The organism is Janthinobacterium longum (assembly GCF_051380735.1).
Lineage (GTDB): Bacteria > Pseudomonadota > Gammaproteobacteria > Burkholderiales > Burkholderiaceae_D > Janthinobacterium.
Genome location: NZ_JBNYXQ010000001.1, coordinates 1,583,051 through 1,597,882, shown reverse-complemented (window position 1 = coordinate 1,597,882; position 14,832 = coordinate 1,583,051). Strand labels below are relative to the sequence as shown.

General features: G+C 63.7%; 14 protein-coding genes. 5 read left to right on the top strand and 9 right to left on the bottom strand.

All coding sequences use genetic code 11. The features are described from left to right. Positions 1-4 precede the first annotated feature (4 nt). On the bottom strand, positions 5-883 hold the full coding sequence (locus ACQ4WM_RS07255; protein ID WP_436545990.1) for an oxidoreductase: 879 nt from the start codon (positions 881-883) through the stop codon (positions 5-7). Between the two features lie 132 nt (positions 884-1,015). Between ACQ4WM_RS07255 and ACQ4WM_RS07250 the strand changes: the two genes are divergently transcribed. After that, positions 1,016-1,912, top strand: coding sequence for a LysR family transcriptional regulator (locus ACQ4WM_RS07250; RefSeq protein ID WP_436545989.1), 897 nt, complete (start codon positions 1,016-1,018; stop codon positions 1,910-1,912). Here the strand turns inward: ACQ4WM_RS07250 and ACQ4WM_RS07245 are convergent. Together ACQ4WM_RS07245 and ACQ4WM_RS07240 are read right to left on the bottom strand one after the other, a co-directional pair. After that, the gene (locus ACQ4WM_RS07245; protein WP_436545988.1) at positions 1,900-2,718 is read right to left on the bottom strand and encodes a sugar phosphate isomerase/epimerase family protein; all 819 of its coding nucleotides are present in this window, start codon (positions 2,716-2,718) and stop codon (positions 1,900-1,902) included. The two genes, ACQ4WM_RS07250 and ACQ4WM_RS07245, sit on opposite strands and share 13 nt — an antisense overlap. Next, entirely contained in the window at positions 2,718-3,557 is an 840-nt protein-coding gene (locus ACQ4WM_RS07240; protein WP_436545987.1) for a phytanoyl-CoA dioxygenase family protein, read from the bottom strand. Before ACQ4WM_RS07240 ends, ACQ4WM_RS07245 begins: the two co-directional genes overlap by 1 nt. A 109-nt stretch (positions 3,558-3,666) precedes the next feature. Here ACQ4WM_RS07240 and ACQ4WM_RS07235 point away from each other — a divergent pair, with 109 nt between their 5' ends. Then, positions 3,667-4,617 (top strand): LysR family transcriptional regulator, encoded by a 951-nt coding sequence (locus ACQ4WM_RS07235; protein ID WP_436545986.1) that lies wholly within the window; start codon positions 3,667-3,669, stop codon positions 4,615-4,617. Positions 4,618-4,632: 15 nt separating this feature from the next. Here the strand turns inward: ACQ4WM_RS07235 and ACQ4WM_RS07230 are convergent, their stop codons facing one another. Further along, positions 4,633-5,685: a M29 family metallopeptidase gene (locus ACQ4WM_RS07230; protein ID WP_436545985.1), complete on the bottom strand. Its 1,053-nt coding sequence runs from the start codon at positions 5,683-5,685 to the stop codon at positions 4,633-4,635. A 193-nt stretch (positions 5,686-5,878) separates the two neighbouring features. On the opposite strand from ACQ4WM_RS07230, the gene ACQ4WM_RS07225 reads away from it, so the two are divergent. Next, positions 5,879-6,325 (top strand): hypothetical protein, encoded by a 447-nt coding sequence (locus ACQ4WM_RS07225; protein ID WP_436545984.1) that lies wholly within the window; start codon positions 5,879-5,881, stop codon positions 6,323-6,325. 25 nt (positions 6,326-6,350) lie between these two features. On the opposite strand, the gene ACQ4WM_RS07220 is transcribed toward ACQ4WM_RS07225, so the two are convergent. Beyond that, entirely contained in the window at positions 6,351-6,809 is a 459-nt protein-coding gene (locus ACQ4WM_RS07220; RefSeq protein ID WP_436545983.1) for a hypothetical protein, read from the bottom strand. Between ACQ4WM_RS07220 and ACQ4WM_RS07215 the strand changes: the two genes are divergently transcribed. Together ACQ4WM_RS07215 and ACQ4WM_RS07210 are read left to right on the top strand one after the other, a co-directional pair. Next, positions 6,808-7,434 carry a hypothetical protein gene (locus tag ACQ4WM_RS07215; RefSeq protein ID WP_436545982.1) on the top strand — a complete coding sequence of 209 codons (627 nt, stop codon included), beginning with the start codon at positions 6,808-6,810 and terminating at the stop codon, positions 7,432-7,434. The genes ACQ4WM_RS07220 and ACQ4WM_RS07215 overlap by 2 nt on opposite strands. 134 nt (positions 7,435-7,568) lie before the next feature. Beyond that, entirely contained in the window at positions 7,569-7,901 is a 333-nt protein-coding gene (locus ACQ4WM_RS07210) for an apolipophorin (protein ID WP_436545981.1), read from the top strand. Between the two features lie 43 nt (positions 7,902-7,944). Here ACQ4WM_RS07210 and ACQ4WM_RS07205 read toward each other — a convergent pair whose 3' ends face one another. From ACQ4WM_RS07205 to ACQ4WM_RS07190, 4 genes are all read right to left on the bottom strand, one after another. Continuing rightward, the gene (locus ACQ4WM_RS07205; protein WP_436545980.1) at positions 7,945-10,020 is read right to left on the bottom strand and encodes a GGDEF domain-containing protein; all 2,076 of its coding nucleotides are present in this window, start codon (positions 10,018-10,020) and stop codon (positions 7,945-7,947) included. Positions 10,021-10,117: 97 nt separating this feature from the next. After that, positions 10,118-11,866, bottom strand: a complete 1,749-nt coding sequence (locus ACQ4WM_RS07200) for an ABC transporter ATP-binding protein (protein WP_436546219.1) — start codon at positions 11,864-11,866, stop codon at positions 10,118-10,120. A gap of 43 nt (positions 11,867-11,909) precedes the next feature. After that, positions 11,910-13,661: an ATP-binding cassette domain-containing protein gene (locus ACQ4WM_RS07195; RefSeq protein ID WP_436545979.1), complete on the bottom strand. Its 1,752-nt coding sequence runs from the start codon at positions 13,659-13,661 to the stop codon at positions 11,910-11,912. A gap of 191 nt (positions 13,662-13,852) precedes the next feature. After that, on the bottom strand, positions 13,853-14,527 hold the full coding sequence (locus ACQ4WM_RS07190; RefSeq protein ID WP_436545978.1) for a phasin family protein: 675 nt from the start codon (positions 14,525-14,527) through the stop codon (positions 13,853-13,855). Positions 14,528-14,832 lie beyond the last annotated feature (305 nt).

The following is a 14,832-nucleotide window of genomic DNA, read 5'->3' as shown; positions in this document are numbered from 1 at the left end:
ATACTTACAAGCGACTTGCAAGGGACTCCAGTGCCGTCAACGCTTGTGCATCGAGCTTGAGCGCGCCAGCAGCCACGTTTTCGCGCAGATGCGCCACCGACGAAGTACCCGGGATCACCAGCATGTTCGGCGAGCGCTGCAGCAGCCAGGCCAGCGCCACCTGCATCGGTGTCGCCTGCAGGCTGGCCGCCACCTGGCTCAAGGTATCGGACTGCAACGGCGAAAAACCACCGAGCGGGAAGAAAGGCACATAGGCGATGCCTTGCGCGGCCAGGGCGTCGAGCAGCGCATCGTCGACCCGGTGCGCCAGGTTGTAGTGATTCTGCACGCACACTATCGGCGTGATGGCCTGCGCTTCGGCCACCTGCGCCGCATCGACATTGGACAGGCCGATATGGCGCACCAGCCCTTCCTGCTGCAGTTGCACCAGCGTTGCCAGCGGCTCGGCCAGCGAGGAGCCGTTGGCGCCGTCCAGCCCTGGCGCGCGCAGGTTGACCACGTCGAGCACATCGAGGCCCAGGTTGCGCAGGTTGTCGTGCACGGCGTTGCGCAGTTGTTGGGGTGAAGCAGCCGGCAGCCAGGACTGGTCGGCGCCACGTACAAAGCCTATCTTGGTGACGATGGTCAAGCCGTCGCGGTAGGGGTGCAGCGCTTCACGGATGATCTGGTTGGTGATATGCGGGCCATAAAAATCCGAGGTGTCGATATGGTTGATGCCCAGCTCGATGGCCTCGCGCAGCACGGCCAAGGCAGCAGCGCGGTCTTTTGGCGGCCCCCACACGTGCGGGCCAGCCAGCTGCATGGCGCCGTAGCCGATGCGGTTGAAAACGAGGCTGCTACCGGCGGGTGTGAACTGCTGCTGGCTTGGGGTATGGGTGGTCATGGCTGCTCCTGAGGGGACGATGAAATAAGGAACAGCCATGGTAGCGCCGATGACGCTGTGTGATAATCGGGGCAGTCGCGCACAGGCTGTGCGCATTTGCGCACAATCACCATGCATCCATCGAGTCCTTCCATGGCCGACCTGGCCACTTTCGCCCTGGTCGCCCAGCACCAGGGTTTTCGCCAGGCCGCGCGCCTGTCCGGCCAGTCGGCGTCGGCGATGAGCGAGGCCGTGCGCCGCCTGGAGCAGCAACTGGGCATCCGCCTGCTGCTGCGCACCACGCGCAGCGTGACGCCGACCGAAGCTGGCGCGCTGCTGCTGTCGCGCTTGCGGCCCGCCTTGAGCGAGGTGGCCGGCGCGCTCGATATACTGAACGATTTGCGCGACAGCCCGCGCGGCAGCCTGCGCCTGAACGTGCCGGTCAACGCGGCGCGCTTGTTCCTGCAGCCGATGGTTGACCAGTTCCTGCACGCCTATCCGCACATCGTGGTCGAACTGGTGGTCGATAACAATTTTGTCGATATCGTTGCCAGTGGTTGCGACGCCGGCATCCGCTACGGCGAGCGGCTGGAACAGGACATGATCGCCATCCCGATTGGCCCGCGCACGCAGCGTTTTTTGGTGGCCGGTGCGCCGTCCTACCTGGCGCGGCGCGGCGTGCCCGCGCATCCGCGCGAACTGCTGCAACATGCCTGCCTGCTGGGGAAATTCCTCAGCGGCGCGATTCCACCGTGGGAGTTCGAACGCGACGGGCAGGCCATCAATGTGGCGCCCGGCGGCCCCTTGATCGTCACGCCGACGGCCGCCGATATGGCGGTCAGCATGGCCGTCGCCGGCCATGGCCTGGTGTATCTGTTTGAAGAATGGCTGCAGCCGTATATCGCTGCAGGCCAGCTGCAGCCGGTGTTGCAGGATTGGGTGAAGCCGTTCCCCGGGCCGTTTTTATACTACCCGGGCCGGCGCCATTTGCCGGCGCCGCTGCGCGCGTTTATCGATTTCGTGCAGGCCAATTTTGCTCAATCGGCGTAGCGCTGGCGTAGAAAATTCAACATGGCGACGTTCTGTTCCCACGCGTCAGCCACTGGCTGCTGCGTGTAAGGCAGGGTTTGCAGGTACGGCGCGGGGCCGAATTCAGGCGTGATCGTCAGCAGTTCGGCGCCGGCTGCGCGGCGCAGTTCCACCACTGTATCCCACCATGCCAGGTGGGCGGCCAGCGCCTCCTGCGCTTCCGGTGCGCGGAAGTGCGCCACTTGCGGCCCTTGCGCATGGCCGACGCGCGCATGGATATGGCGCACATGGGGCAGCGTGCGGGCCAGGGTGTGCGGCTGGTCCATCAGCAAGGATTCGCAGGCGCAGCACCAGTGCGACAGGTCGGCCGTCAGCGGCAGATCCGGAAACTGTTCAAGGTAGGGCATCAGCAGCATCGGGTGGCCGCTGAAACGGCTGCGGTGGATTTCATGCACGATGGGCACGCCATGCCTGGCCGAGATTTCCATGGCAAGTGCTATCAGCTCCGCGTTTTGCGCGCCGCTGTAGTAATCCTTGCCCGTATGCGTGTTGACCAGCACGGGGCGCGCCAGGCAGGCGTTCTCCAGCAGTTCGGCCATGGCGGCGCGGTGCTGCGCAAAATCGCTGTGAAACACGGTTTCCCACTGCGCGGCGATCAGGGCCAGGCCCGCGTCGGCAATCCGGCCGGTCCATTCCTCGCGCAGGGCCGCATCGAGGGGCAGCGACATTTCGATGCCGTCGAAACCGGCTTCCAGCACCTTGTCGATAAAGACTGCAGCGGGCAGTGCGTTATTGCCCCACTGCGGCGCAAAAATCTGTATTTGCATCAGACAAAACCTCGCACCGGCAACGAGGCGTCGCGCTGTATCCAGTTGTGCTTTGCATACTCGGTCTGGCCGTCGGTGGCGTGCAGGGTGTAGGCGTGGCGCGAGACGGGCGAGCGGTTCGGCGCGCTGTAGTGCGGCAGCAGGCCGTGAAAGCAGACCAGGGCGCCCGCTTTCACTTCCAGTGGCACGGCGGTGCTGTCGTCCGGCCAGGGTGTCGCATCGAGTTTTTCCACGCGCACCTGGTCGCCGTTGCGGATAAAGCGTTCGCGCAGCGGGCTGCGGTGGCCACCCGGTTCGGCCCACAGGCAGCCGTTTTCCAGGGTCGCGTCTTCCAGCGCGAACCAGAAGGTGGTCACGCTGATCGGCGTGGTCTCGAAATAGGTGGCGTCCTGGTGCCAGCGCACTTCGCCGCCGATGCCGGGCTGCTTGAAGATATACATCGACTGCCATACCTGGGCATCGGCGAGGCCCAGGTCGCGCGCCACTTGCGCCAGTTTCGGGTCGGTGGAAAAAGCGCGGAACACGGGGTCCAGGTCATGCATGGCGTGGCCGATCTTGTTGATCGACAGCGACTTGGCCTGCTTCAGCTGACCGTCCGGGCCGAACGCTTCTTCTTCAAAAAAGCAGCGGATGGTGTTGTCGGAGGCGAGAAAATAATCATTGGTGTTTTTCGCCTGGTCGCGCGTGGTGAAGATCGACTGGCTGACGGCAGGGTCAAATTCGTTGACAATCTGCTCTGCGCGCGCACGCAGGGCGGCGATTTCCTCCGGGCTTTTGAAACCGGGCAGCACCAGGTAGCCGTCGCGCTGGTATTGTTCTTGTTGTTGAATGGTCAGCATGGCGGCGGCTCCGGAAGGTGATGGAAGCGGCCATTGTAGGTTGTGCGAGGGTGGCAGGCAATCAGTGAGCGGTTGACAGATTGTCGCCAAAACGCAGACAATCTTTGACATGGATCAACTACAAGCGATGGAAATTTTCGTGGAGGTGGCGCAGCAGCGCAGCTTCACCGTGGCCGGCCAGCGCCTAGGCCTGTCACGCGCCATGGTCAGCAAGACCATCATGCAGCTGGAAGAAAAGCTCAACGCCCGCCTGCTGCACCGCTCGACGCGCGAGGTGAGCCTGACGGACGCTGGCCGCGCCTACCTGGCGCCGTGCATGACCACCATCAGCCAGGCGCAGGAAGCGGCCCGCTGCGTCGCCCACGTGGTGCAGGCAGGTGCGGCGCTGGCCGGGCCGCTGCGTATCCAGGCGCCGTCCAGTTTTGGCAGCGCCTGGCTGGCCGACGCCGTCGCCCGTTTCAGCCTGCTGCACCCGCAACTGCGGGCCGAACTGTTTGTCGACGACGCCTTGCTCGATCCGATACGCCATGGTTTTGACCTGACCATCCGCGTTGGCGGCATTCCCGACAGCAGCGCGCTGGCCATGCGCCCGCTGGCGCCGTGCCGCGCCGTGCTGTGCGCCAGCCCGGCCTACCTGGCACAGTGGGGCGTGCCGCAGACGCCGCAGGATTTGCTGCAGCACCACTGCCTGCATTTCAGCCACCTGACCGATGGCACCAACTGGCATTTTCAACGGGGGCAGGGCGCGAACCTGGAAGAAACCAGCGTGCGCGTGCAGGCCGGTTTTACGGCCAATAACGGCCTGGTGCTGCAGCAGGCCGCAAAGCAGGGCCTGGGCATCGTCTACAGCACCACCTTCCTGGCCTGGCGGGCCTTGCTCGATGGCAGCCTGGTGCCGGTGCTGGCCGGCTGGGCACTGCCCCTGAACTACCTCAGTGCACTGTATCCGGCCAGCCGGCAACTGTCGCCCAAGGTGCGCGCGCTGATCGATTTCCTGGTGCTGGAGTACCAGCCGGCGCCGCTATGGGATCGCGAACTGGCGGCGGCCGGAATTTTGTAGCGGGTATTCGCGCCATCAGACTTGCCAGGCGCCGTCCGCGTAGACACGCTCGTCGTCGAGGTAGACCGCTTCGGTGACGGCAAAGATGTCGACATGGTAGCGCGCGTCCTTGCGCTTGAATTGCGGCTTGGTGTAGACGCCATGCTTGGCGCCCAGCGACAGGTGGATGCCGCACATGCGTTCGTAGGTGCCGATATCGTTGACCAGCTGCTCGCGCGTAAAAGCGCGGTTCATGCCGAAGCCCAGTTCGCGTACCCAGACCTCGCCTTCGTGGGCGCGGATTATTTCCAGCATCTCGAGGAACTCGGGCGTGGCGTTCTCGGTGCCGGCCACGCGGCCCTTTTCGACGATCAGGGTGATTGGCGTGTCGGGGCGATTGACCATGAATCTGGTGTCGCCAAACACGAAAATGCGCACGCGGCCGTTGACGGCTTCCAGATCTTGCGCCTCGGTAAATACTTCGCCGAGCGGAAACTGGCCGCCGATATTGTTCATGCCGCTGTAGTCACCGATATTGAGCTTGGCCGATTCGAATGGCGAGGCGAACACCAGTTGCTCGCCGCCGCTGTCGACCATGCCGTGGCGGGCACGGTCAATGCGCTGTTTTAATGCGTGGCCGACGCCGCGGTAGTAGGCGGGGTCGTAAGCCAGCGAGGCGATATAGTGCAAGCCTTGCACACCGGGCATGCGCGACAGGTGCACGTGCTCGATCACTTTCAGGCCGCGCTTGAACAGTTCGATGCGGATGCGGAACGCTTCCAGGCGGAAACTGGTCGACTGTATCAGCACTACCAGGCTACCAGCGGGCAGCGTGGCAAACGCGGCCAGCACGGCTTCGGGCGTGACTTCGTCGAAATCGATCAGGGCCGCGTCCGGCAGGGCTTGCCGGTAGGCATCGGTCAGCACCAGATTGAGCCAGCTGCGCTTGTCGCAGACCAGCAGCGCCGGTTCGTCGGCACGGTGGCAGATGGCCATGGCCAGCAGGTCAGCCACGTTTTGCGCGGCCACTTCGGTGGCGGCGGCGCTGATGGCGTCTAGCCGGCTGGTGTCATTGTCTGGAGGCGTCATGGTGGGAAAGTCGAGGCAGATAGGCTGGAACTGCGCATTATAAGGCGCAGGCTGTCTGTATCGCCACCGGCCATCCGGCCCATGGCCGCCTGATTACCTTGTGTAGTGCTTAGTGGCAATGTATTATTTGTAAAACAGCCTGCCGCCGACGGTGGCAGTGCGATATCAACAGAGTAATGTTAAGAGTGCTGCGATGAGCTTGATTGGACAAGATATCCCGATGGAACGGCCCGATACCGATGGCCGCGCTGCCCTGCTGGTGCCCGTCACCGGCGTCAAGGAGGATGTCCTGATGACGATACGCAAGGGCGCCGCCATTGTCGGCTTCGCCAACCACGACCAGACCGTGACCGTCTATTTTGAAAGCAACCGCTTCGACGATCCCGTGCTGGCCAAGTGGGAACACAAGGCGCGAAAAGCTTACGACCGCCTGGTCGAGAACGCACCCACGGTATCGAAACTGACCACCAGCCAGACCAACTTCGAGCAGATCGGCTATATCAACGGCAAGGGCATCACCATCCGCCGCATGGACAGCCTGAAACGCTGGCTCGAATATTCCGATGCGATGGCGTCTTGCCCCGAGACCGAGATCGTGCCACGTACTGTCATCGCAAAAGTCGACGTCGTCAAAGCGTAACATTACCCCAACATCGAACAGTTCATCACGACCACCCATCCTCGCCCGCGCCTTCAGCCGCAGGCACCAGCACGTCCATGCTCCCGGCCAAATGCCGCTGTAGGGTAATATTGCAAGGGAGCGCAGCCGGGATACTGGCGACAGTATTGGCCGCAGCGTTCGCCACGATGGATGTCTGAAAAGGTAGTAACGTGCTTGAACCCGTAAATGATCGTTGTATCAATGCCGCTTGCGGCAAGGAACTGCCGCTGCGCGTGGCATATTGCCCGTTTTGCGGCAATTCCCAGACGGCTATGCCTTCACCCGTGATAGCTGCAGTGCCCGCTGCGCCGGCCGTGATGCCGCCGCCAGTACCGCCGCAGTGGCGGCCCATGCCGCCCGCCGCCGTCACGCCGCCCGCCGTCGCCGAGCCGGTATTGGCGCCCGAACCCGCCGCGCCGCCGCCGGTCACGCCGCTCAAGCCTGCCCCGCCCAAACCTGCCATGGCCCGCTCCGTGCCACCGCCACGCGCGCCCGTGCGCCTGCGCACCTGGCTGCTGGCTGTGGCTGCCCTGGTCGGTATCTGGTTCGTCAACAAGCCCGACGACAAGCCGGCCAGCGTGGCCGAACAGGTACAGGCGGCCACCGTACTGGCCCGGCAGTGCGACCTGGACGGTGCGCGCAGCGCCCTGGCCGTGCTGAAAAGCGCCAAGGCACCGGCCGCGCAACTGAAACGCTTGCAGGCCAGCATTACCAGTGCAGCTGCCACCTGCGACAAGCGGGACAAGCGCGCCCAAGCCTGGGAGAAAGTGGTGCTGGCAACCGGCCAGGCCTTCGATGCCGGCAAGCCCGAGCAGGCCGCCACGCGGCTGGCGGCGTATGTGAAACGCTGGGGCGAGGATGCCGACACGATTGAACTTGACGCCCGCATCAAGGTGGCCCTGGCCAGCCGCGAACTCGACACGGCCGACGCTTGCCTCGCCAGGCGCGACCATGCCTGCATGGAAAAGAGCCTGCTGGCGGCCGAACGCTATAAACGGCCTGAACTGGTGGCGCGCACCAAGGCCATGCGCGCCTCGCTGTCGCAGCTGCTGGAGCGCTCCCTGCTGAACGGCGAAACGCCGCCTTGAAAGCGCTGAAACCATTGCTTACAACTGCACGTCAAAAGCCGATGCTTATGTGCGTTGGCGTACGCTGGGAAGAAATTTCCCAGTGTATATTGCAGGCTGATTTGTTGATTTTGATAATAATGAAAGGGAATATCATGAAAGCAACCAAACACCTGATGACGATGTGCGCCGCCGGCATGATGGTCGTGGCGCTGGCCGCTTGCCAGAAGAAAGATGACATGTCGACCAAGGGCCCAGCCGAGACGGCTGGTGCGCAAATCGATGCCACCGCCGCCAAGGCCGAAGCCGATATCAAGGCCGCTGCCGCCAGCGCCGACGCCAAGATGAGCCAGGCCGCTGCGGACACCAACGCCAAGATGGACCAGGTTGGCGCCGACGCCAGCGCGAAAATGAATGAAGCGGCAGATGCGGTCGGCAAGAAAGTCGAACGTGCGGGCGAAAAAATGCAAGAGTCCGCCAAAAAATAAGCTTTTGCATGATGGCCGGCACGCCCGGCCATCGTCAATGCAATCAGGCAGCCGCGCGCGGCTGCCCGTTCTGCGGTCCCAGCACCACATTCAAGTCGACAACACCGTTGCGCCACGCGCGCTCCAGGTCTTGCTCCACCATTTCCAGCGTCGTGTCTTCCATCTGCTGAAAACCCCGTACGCCATATGCGCGGTTGCGTCCGTGCGACTTGGCCAGGTACAGCGCCATGTCGACCAGATTGACGCTGCGCTCCCAGGCCAGCGGCTGCCCCAGCGGCGCCAGGGGGTAGGGCGCAAAGCCGATCGAGACGTGTATGTTGATGGCCTTGCCCTGATACACCACGCCTTGCGCCGCGATGCCGTCCAGCACTCTTGCCGCGATATGGTCCAGGCTACCGCGCGTGACGGACGGCAGGAAGGCGAGGAACTCTTCGCCGCCCCAGCGCACGATCATGTCCGTTTCGCGCAGCACCTCATGCAGGGTGTCGGCGATGGTGGTGAGCACCAGGTCGCCGGCCGCATGGCCGTGCTGATCATTGATCTGCTTGAAATGGTCGACATCGAGCAGGAACAGGGCGCCCACCAGGTCGCTGTCCTTCTGCACGCCAGGCGCTGGCGGTGCACCCGCGTAGCGGCGCATGAAGTCCTGGAAATGGCGGCGGTTATACAGGGCTGTGAGCGGATCGCGCGAACTCTGGTGCGCCAGTTCCTGATTCTTTTCCTTCAGCTGCACGTTGGCGTGGCGCACTTTGCGGTACAGCAGTCCGACGATGACGGCTGCCAGCGCCGTGACCAGCGCCAGCAGCCACCAGACGCGCTGCTGCAGGCGGCGGTTGTCCAGTTCGGCGCTCTTGACCTGGTTTTCCCGGCTCAGCAGTTCGATCTGGCGCTGCTTTTTTTCTGCCTCGTATTTTTCCTGCAGCTCATAGACGGCTTTTTGCCGCTGTTTTTCAAATAGCTGGTTGGAAATCTTGCGTTCGCGATGATAGGCCGTCACGGCGCCCTTCATGTCGCCGGCCTTTTCCAGCGCCATGCCGTATTCCAGCAGCACCGCTTGCAGGTCGGGCTTGTTGTCCATCAGATCGTAATAGGCCAGCCCCGCTTCCACGCTGCGCTTGCCTTCCTCGTGGCGGCCCAGGCCGATCAGGGCCTGGCCGATATTGAGGCGCGCCGTCGCCTGCACATCGTCATTGCGCACCAGGCGCGCCGCCGCGATGGCCTGGTTGGCGTAGCTCAGTGCGCGATGGAAATCGCCCTGCTTCAAATAGCTGTCCGACAAGTTGACGAGGGTGCTCGCCACCATGGTCTTGGCGCCCAGCTGGCGCTCCAGGGCCAGTGCTTCGAGCAGGGCGCGCTGGCCGCGCTGCGGCTGGCTGGCGTCCAGCGCCAGGCCGTATTCGGTATTTTTTGCCTGTGCCAGGCGGCCCGGCGATTCCAGCTTGCCGGCCACCACCAGCAATTCGTCGAGCACCTTGAAACCCTTGTCATAGTCGCGCATCTGCGTGTACAGCAAGGTCAAGGCATTCAAGGCAGCGGCCAGGCTGGCCGGCGAGTCGCTCAGGCGCGCCAGGTCGACCGCCGTTTGCAGCTTGGCCAGCGCGGCAGGAAAGTTGCCCTCCTCGGCCCACGACTGGCCGGCGCTGATGGTGGCCTGCACGCGCACGGGCAGGTCGTCGGTACGGTTGGCGGTGGCTTCCGCCTCGTATGCCAACAAATGGGAGGTGCGCTGCTCGCTCAGGGCGAAACTGATATACGCCTTGCTGAGCAGGGCCTTGGCCAGTGCCACGTCATTCTTGTATTTGCCTGCTTCAAGAATCAGGTCGTCGGTCAGTTGCAGGGCAATATCGTTCTGCCCCAGCCGCATATGGGCGTTGCTCAGCTGGGTAATGAATTCGGCGCGCAGCGGCAGCGGGGCCTGCAGCGCCTCGGCTTCGATCTCTTTCAGTTGCTGCAGGGCGCGTTCCGGCACGAAACGGCCGTCCTCGCGCAAGGCGTCGAGCCGCTGCTGCAACTGCGGGCTGGCGCCGGCCAGCACGGGCAGCAGACAGCCCAGCGCCAGCAGACCCTGTGCTGCGCGCCGGCCCGCCTGCCGTGCTATCCACCCGAAATTGCCTGCCAATGCCCGCTCCCGACTTGCCTCTTGTTTACAAGCAATTATATTATGTTGCAATCAAGAAATTTCGAGCGCGCGCTATATTTTCAGCAAAGTGCACACTTTATTGTGCCAGTTGTTGCAGCAGATAAAGACGCTGGTACAAGCCGCCGTCAACCTGCATCAGCTGTTCGTGCGGTCCCGCTTCGGTGATGCGGCCGTGGTTCAGCACGATGATGGTGTCGGCCTCGCGGATGGTCGACAGGCGGTGCGCAATCGCAATGATGGTGACCTTGCCGCGCAATTCGTTCAGCGCCAGCTGCACGATCTGCTCGGTCTGGCTGTCGATGCGCGAGGTGGCCTCATCGAGCAGCAGGATGCGCGGCTGGCCAGCCAGCGCACGGGCAATCGCAATCAGCTGCTTCTGGCCCGACGACAAGCGCGAGCCGCCTTCTCCCAGCGGCGTGTCGTAGCCGTGTTCGAGCGCCGCGATAAAGTCGTGCGCATGGGCCGCACGCGCCGCCTGCTCGATCTGCGCCTGGCTGTAGCCACGGCCCATGTCGATGTTTTCGCGCGCCGACGCCGCCAGCAGGAATGGGTCTTGCGGCACCAGCCCCACATCGGCGCGGAAGCGCTCGTTGGCTATGCTGTCGAGTGCCATGCCGTTGATGGCGATGCGGCCTTGCGCCACCGGGTAAAAGCGCAGCAGCAGGGACAGCAGGGTGGATTTGCCGCTGCCCGTATGGCCGACGATGCCGAAGAAGGCACCTTGCGGAATGGTCAATGACAGGTCGTGCAGCACCGGCTGGTTTTCCACGTAGGCAAATGTCAGGTGCGAGATATCGACGGCAGGCGTGCCGGCTGCGATGGCGCCTTCGGCTGCGCTGGCGGCCTTGCCAGGCGCATGTTCCAGCGCCTGGTGTTCATCGAGCAGTGCCGAGACACGGGCGGTGGCCACCACCGACTGCTGCAGCTGGCTGAACTGCATGGTGATCTGGATCAGCGGCTCGATCACGCGTGCGATATAGCTGATGAACGCATACAGCACGCCCACTTCGACAGCGCCCATTTCGCGCTGGCCGAAGCTGAAGATGACCACCGCCAGCAGCACGATATTGAGCATGTCGAGCGCGGGGCGCAGCAGCCAGGCGTTGGCGCGCAGTTCGTGCATGCGCGCCGCGTAATGATCCTGGTTGATGCCGGTAAAACGCTGGCCGAAGCGGCGCTCGGCATTGTTCGCCTGCAGCACGCTCATGCCGCCTATCGATTCGGCGATCTGGCCATTGATCTCGCTGCGCAGGGCGCGCGCGCGGGTCACCGCCGGCGCGCTCCAGCGCTGGTACAGGAAGACGATCACCAGCACCGCCGGCAGCAGCGCCAGCACGATCAGCATCAACCGCCAGTCGAGAAAAGCCATCGCAGCCATGGTGCCGATCAGGACGATAGAGCTGTCGAGGATCACGAACAGCACCTGTACGTACAGTGACTTGACCGCTTCGGTGTCGTTGGTCACCCGGCTGACCAGCTGGCCCGTGATGGCGCGGTCAAAAAAAGCCATCGGCAGGCGCAGGACGTGCTGGTAGACGGTTTCGCGCAGGCGCTGCACCGAGCGCATCGCCAGGCCCGATAGCCGCACCAGCTGCAGATAGCGCAGGCCGGAAGCGATCCAGCCCGTCAGCAGACAGCCGCCCAGCAGCAGCGACATGCGGGTCCAGTCCAGGTTGCGTGGCAGCAGGTGCTGGTCGATCAGGGCCTTGCCCAGGATCGGACCCGTCACTTCCAGTGCGGCGGCGATGATCAGCCAGAATGTCGCCCAGTACAGATGGCGCAGGTCGGGCGCGGCGGCGCGGCGCAGCAGGCCGATCGCCTGCATCGCCTGGCGGCGTACATTGTCTTGCGACGTGGCTTGCACGGTCTCAGTCGGCGTCAAGGCTGGCCTCCAGTTGTTGATAGCGCCACTGGCTGGCATACCAGCCATCGTGCTGCAGCAGTTGTTCGTGATTGCCCGCTTCCGTGATGCGGCCATCGCGCAGGACCAGGATCAGGTCGGCGTTGACGACCGCGCTCAGGCGGTGGCTGGCGATAATGGCGCTGCGCTCGGGGCGCGCGCGCCGCAGTGTTTCCAGGTGCTGCAGGATGCGCGTCTCGGTACCGGTGTCGACGGCGGACAGGGCATCATCCAATAACAGCAGGCCGTTGTCGGCCAGCAGCGCCCGGGCGATCGCCACGCGCTGGCGCTGGCCGCCCGACAAGGTGATGCCTTTTTCGCCGACATGGGTTTCATAGCCGTCGGGGAATTGCAGGATATCGGCGTGGATGTCGGCCAGTTCGGCCGCATGTTCCACTTCCTGGCGCGTGGCGCCAGGGCGGGCCAGCGCGATATTGTCAGCGATCGTCGCCGAAAACAGGAACGATTCCTGCGGCACCCAACTGATGGCCGCACGCAGTGCATGCAGGGTGTAGGCGGCCAGCGGCTGGCCGCTCCAGGTAGCCTGGCCGGTTTGCGGCGTGACCTGGCGCAGCAGCACACGCAGCAGGGTCGACTTGCCGCTGCCGGTAGGGCCCACCAGGCCCAGCGTCTGGCCCGGTTCCAGGCGCAGTGCGATGTCCGCCAGCGCGTGCGAGCTCTGGCCCGCATAGGCAAAGCTCACCTTGTCCAGCAGCAGCGGGCCCGGCGGCAGCGTGGTGATCGTGCCGTGGTCGTCGATGGCCAGCGGGGCGTCCAGCATCGGTTGCAAGCGCTGCCAGGCGGCGCGGCCACGTTCGATCAGGGACAGCACCCAGCCTGCGGCGAACATCGGCCAGATCAGCTGGCCCAGGTACATGGAAAAGCTGGTCAGCGCGCCGATGGTCAGTTGATCGTGCCACACCAGGTAGCCGCCCAGGCCCAGGGTCAGCGCGGTGGCGGTCGTCAGGGTCAGGCCGACGGCCGGCTCATACGCCGCTTCCCAGCGCTGCGCCGTCAGGCTGGCGTTGGCCGCATGGCCGGCAAGGGTGGAAAACTGCGCGCTGCTGCGTTGTTCCAGGCCCAGCGCGCGCAGGGTGCGCACGCCCGACACGGATTCCTGCACATGGTCGTTCAGCGCCGAAAAACGCTTCAGTGAGTCGGTCGAGGCCGTATGGATATGGCTGGAAATGCGCCAGAAGGCCAGCCCCATCAGCGGGAAGGGCAACAGGGCGATGCAGGCCAGGCGCCAGTCCACGCCCAGCAGCATGATGCCCAGCACCATCAGCAATGTCAATGTGCCGTCGAAGCCGGCCAGCATCGCTTCGCCGGCGGCCATTTCGATGGCGTCGATATCATTGGTGGCCAGCGCCATCAGGTCGCCCGTGCGCTGTCCCTGGTAGAACGCAGCACCCTGCTGCGACATGCGCGTGTAGAAACGCGTGCGCAGCATTACGCCCAGCTGGTAGGCGGCCTTGAACAGGGTGATGCGCCAGCCCACGCGCAGGAAATAGATGGCGACGCCGACCGCGAGCAGGGTCAGCAATTCCAGCCACAGCTGGGAGGTGCTCATGGTGCGGGCGGCCAGTGCGTCGATAATGGCGCCGATGCGGCGCGGTATCCAGACGGTCAATGTGGCCACGCCACTCAGCATGACGGCGGCGGCGGCGTAGGCCGGCCAATGCTGGCGCACGAAGCCGGCGATGAGCCTCGATAAACTCATGGTTACCTTTGCTTGGTTTGTTAGATGGGTGTCGCGGGGCGGACGGAAGAGGCGCGCGGACAAAAAGCACGCACAGGATACAACAAGGCGGGCAAACGCGCTGCGCACGAGTCTGGAAACACGGTGGAAAAAGCACGCAAAAAACGGGCCGTAGCCCGTCGTGGTGCCCCGGCGCCGCCCGGTGCCCGCTGTTACTTGCGCTTGCCCTTGGCGGCAGGCTTGGCGCTGTTGGTGCCCTGACCGCTGCTGGCCGGCTTGCTGGCCGCTGGTGCTGGCGCCGCTTTGGCCGTGGCTTTCACCGCGGCTGGCGGCGGCGCAATTGCCTCCGGCGCCGAGGCGGCGATCGGCAAGGTGGCGGCCAGCGGCAGCGGTGCAGGTGCGGCCGGCTCCGGTTCTGCGACCGGGGCCAGCACGGCGGCCGGGGCTGGCTCTGGCTCGACAGCAGCTGCAGTTGCAGGAGCAGGCGCCGCTGCCGGTACCTCGACAATCGCTTCCACATGTACCTGCACTGGCGCAGACGCTACCGTGCTGGCGCCATCGACTCTGGCCTTGGCCGCCTGCAGCAACTGCGCCTGGGTGTTTGAGGCGATGCCGAACAACTGGCGGCTGTAGGCCAGCACGCTTTCGATGGCGGGCTGGGCCTGGCTGCTGCTGTAGCTGAGCAATTCGCGCGCATCGTTGGCAGCCAGCAGGTGCTGCGCCGTGTCGGCGGTCTTGGCCATCGCGGCTTTGCTGGCATCGAGGTGGAGGGCAATGATTTTTTCGGCGCCGTCAAACACGGTATGACCGAAAGTACTGAACAGCTGCAACTGCGTTTCCCATTGCGATTTTGCCGCGCTGGATAATTGTTCTGGTAGCGGAAACATATTTACTCCTTGGTCCGGATTAAAATGCTGGCAAAACGCTGGCCACTTTCAGTCTGCGTTTTGTAGGTTTTTGATGATGCTCAAGCGTTGTATTTGCCTGTTTTGATGCAGTGCAATATGAATATTCTAGCGGTGATTCGAATTGGTTGAAAGCTATTTCGAACGGTGTGGCGGCCTTGCTGCATGCCAATTGATGGGCTTTTATGTTTTCCAGAGTGATTTGCGATTGCGCAAGATGCTTGTTTTATGTTTATGATTGTAAAGAGTTTCTACTTTATATTCGTGCGGTGCAACATTTTTTCACT

What these genes read in the sequence shown, in the direction of transcription:
- ACQ4WM_RS07245 (WP_436545988.1), bottom strand. Translation starts at nt 2,718, where the DNA reads ATGCAAATACAGATTTTTGCGCCGCAGTGGGGCAATAACGCACTGCCC.
- ACQ4WM_RS07210 (WP_436545981.1), top strand. Translation starts at nt 7,569, where the DNA reads ATGAAAGCAACCAAACACCTGATGACGATGTGCGCCGCCGGCATGATG.
- ACQ4WM_RS07235 (WP_436545986.1), top strand. Translation starts at nt 3,667, where the DNA reads ATGGATCAACTACAAGCGATGGAAATTTTCGTGGAGGTGGCGCAGCAG.
- ACQ4WM_RS07190 (WP_436545978.1), bottom strand. Translation starts at nt 14,527, where the DNA reads ATGTTTCCGCTACCAGAACAATTATCCAGCGCGGCAAAATCGCAATGG.
- ACQ4WM_RS07220 (WP_436545983.1), bottom strand. Translation starts at nt 6,809, where the DNA reads ATGGCAGGTTTGGGCGGGGCAGGCTTGAGCGGCGTGACCGGCGGCGGC.
- ACQ4WM_RS07215 (WP_436545982.1), top strand. Translation starts at nt 6,808, where the DNA reads ATGGCCCGCTCCGTGCCACCGCCACGCGCGCCCGTGCGCCTGCGCACC.
- ACQ4WM_RS07200 (WP_436546219.1), bottom strand. Translation starts at nt 11,866, where the DNA reads ATGCAGGCGATCGGCCTGCTGCGCCGCGCCGCCGCGCCCGACCTGCGC.
- ACQ4WM_RS07240 (WP_436545987.1), bottom strand. Translation starts at nt 3,557, where the DNA reads ATGCTGACCATTCAACAACAAGAACAATACCAGCGCGACGGCTACCTG.
- ACQ4WM_RS07255 (WP_436545990.1), bottom strand. Translation starts at nt 883, where the DNA reads ATGACCACCCATACCCCAAGCCAGCAGCAGTTCACACCCGCCGGTAGC.
- ACQ4WM_RS07230 (WP_436545985.1), bottom strand. Translation starts at nt 5,685, where the DNA reads ATGACGCCTCCAGACAATGACACCAGCCGGCTAGACGCCATCAGCGCC.
- ACQ4WM_RS07250 (WP_436545989.1), top strand. Translation starts at nt 1,016, where the DNA reads ATGGCCGACCTGGCCACTTTCGCCCTGGTCGCCCAGCACCAGGGTTTT.
- ACQ4WM_RS07225 (WP_436545984.1), top strand. Translation starts at nt 5,879, where the DNA reads ATGAGCTTGATTGGACAAGATATCCCGATGGAACGGCCCGATACCGAT.
- ACQ4WM_RS07195 (WP_436545979.1), bottom strand. Translation starts at nt 13,661, where the DNA reads ATGAGTTTATCGAGGCTCATCGCCGGCTTCGTGCGCCAGCATTGGCCG.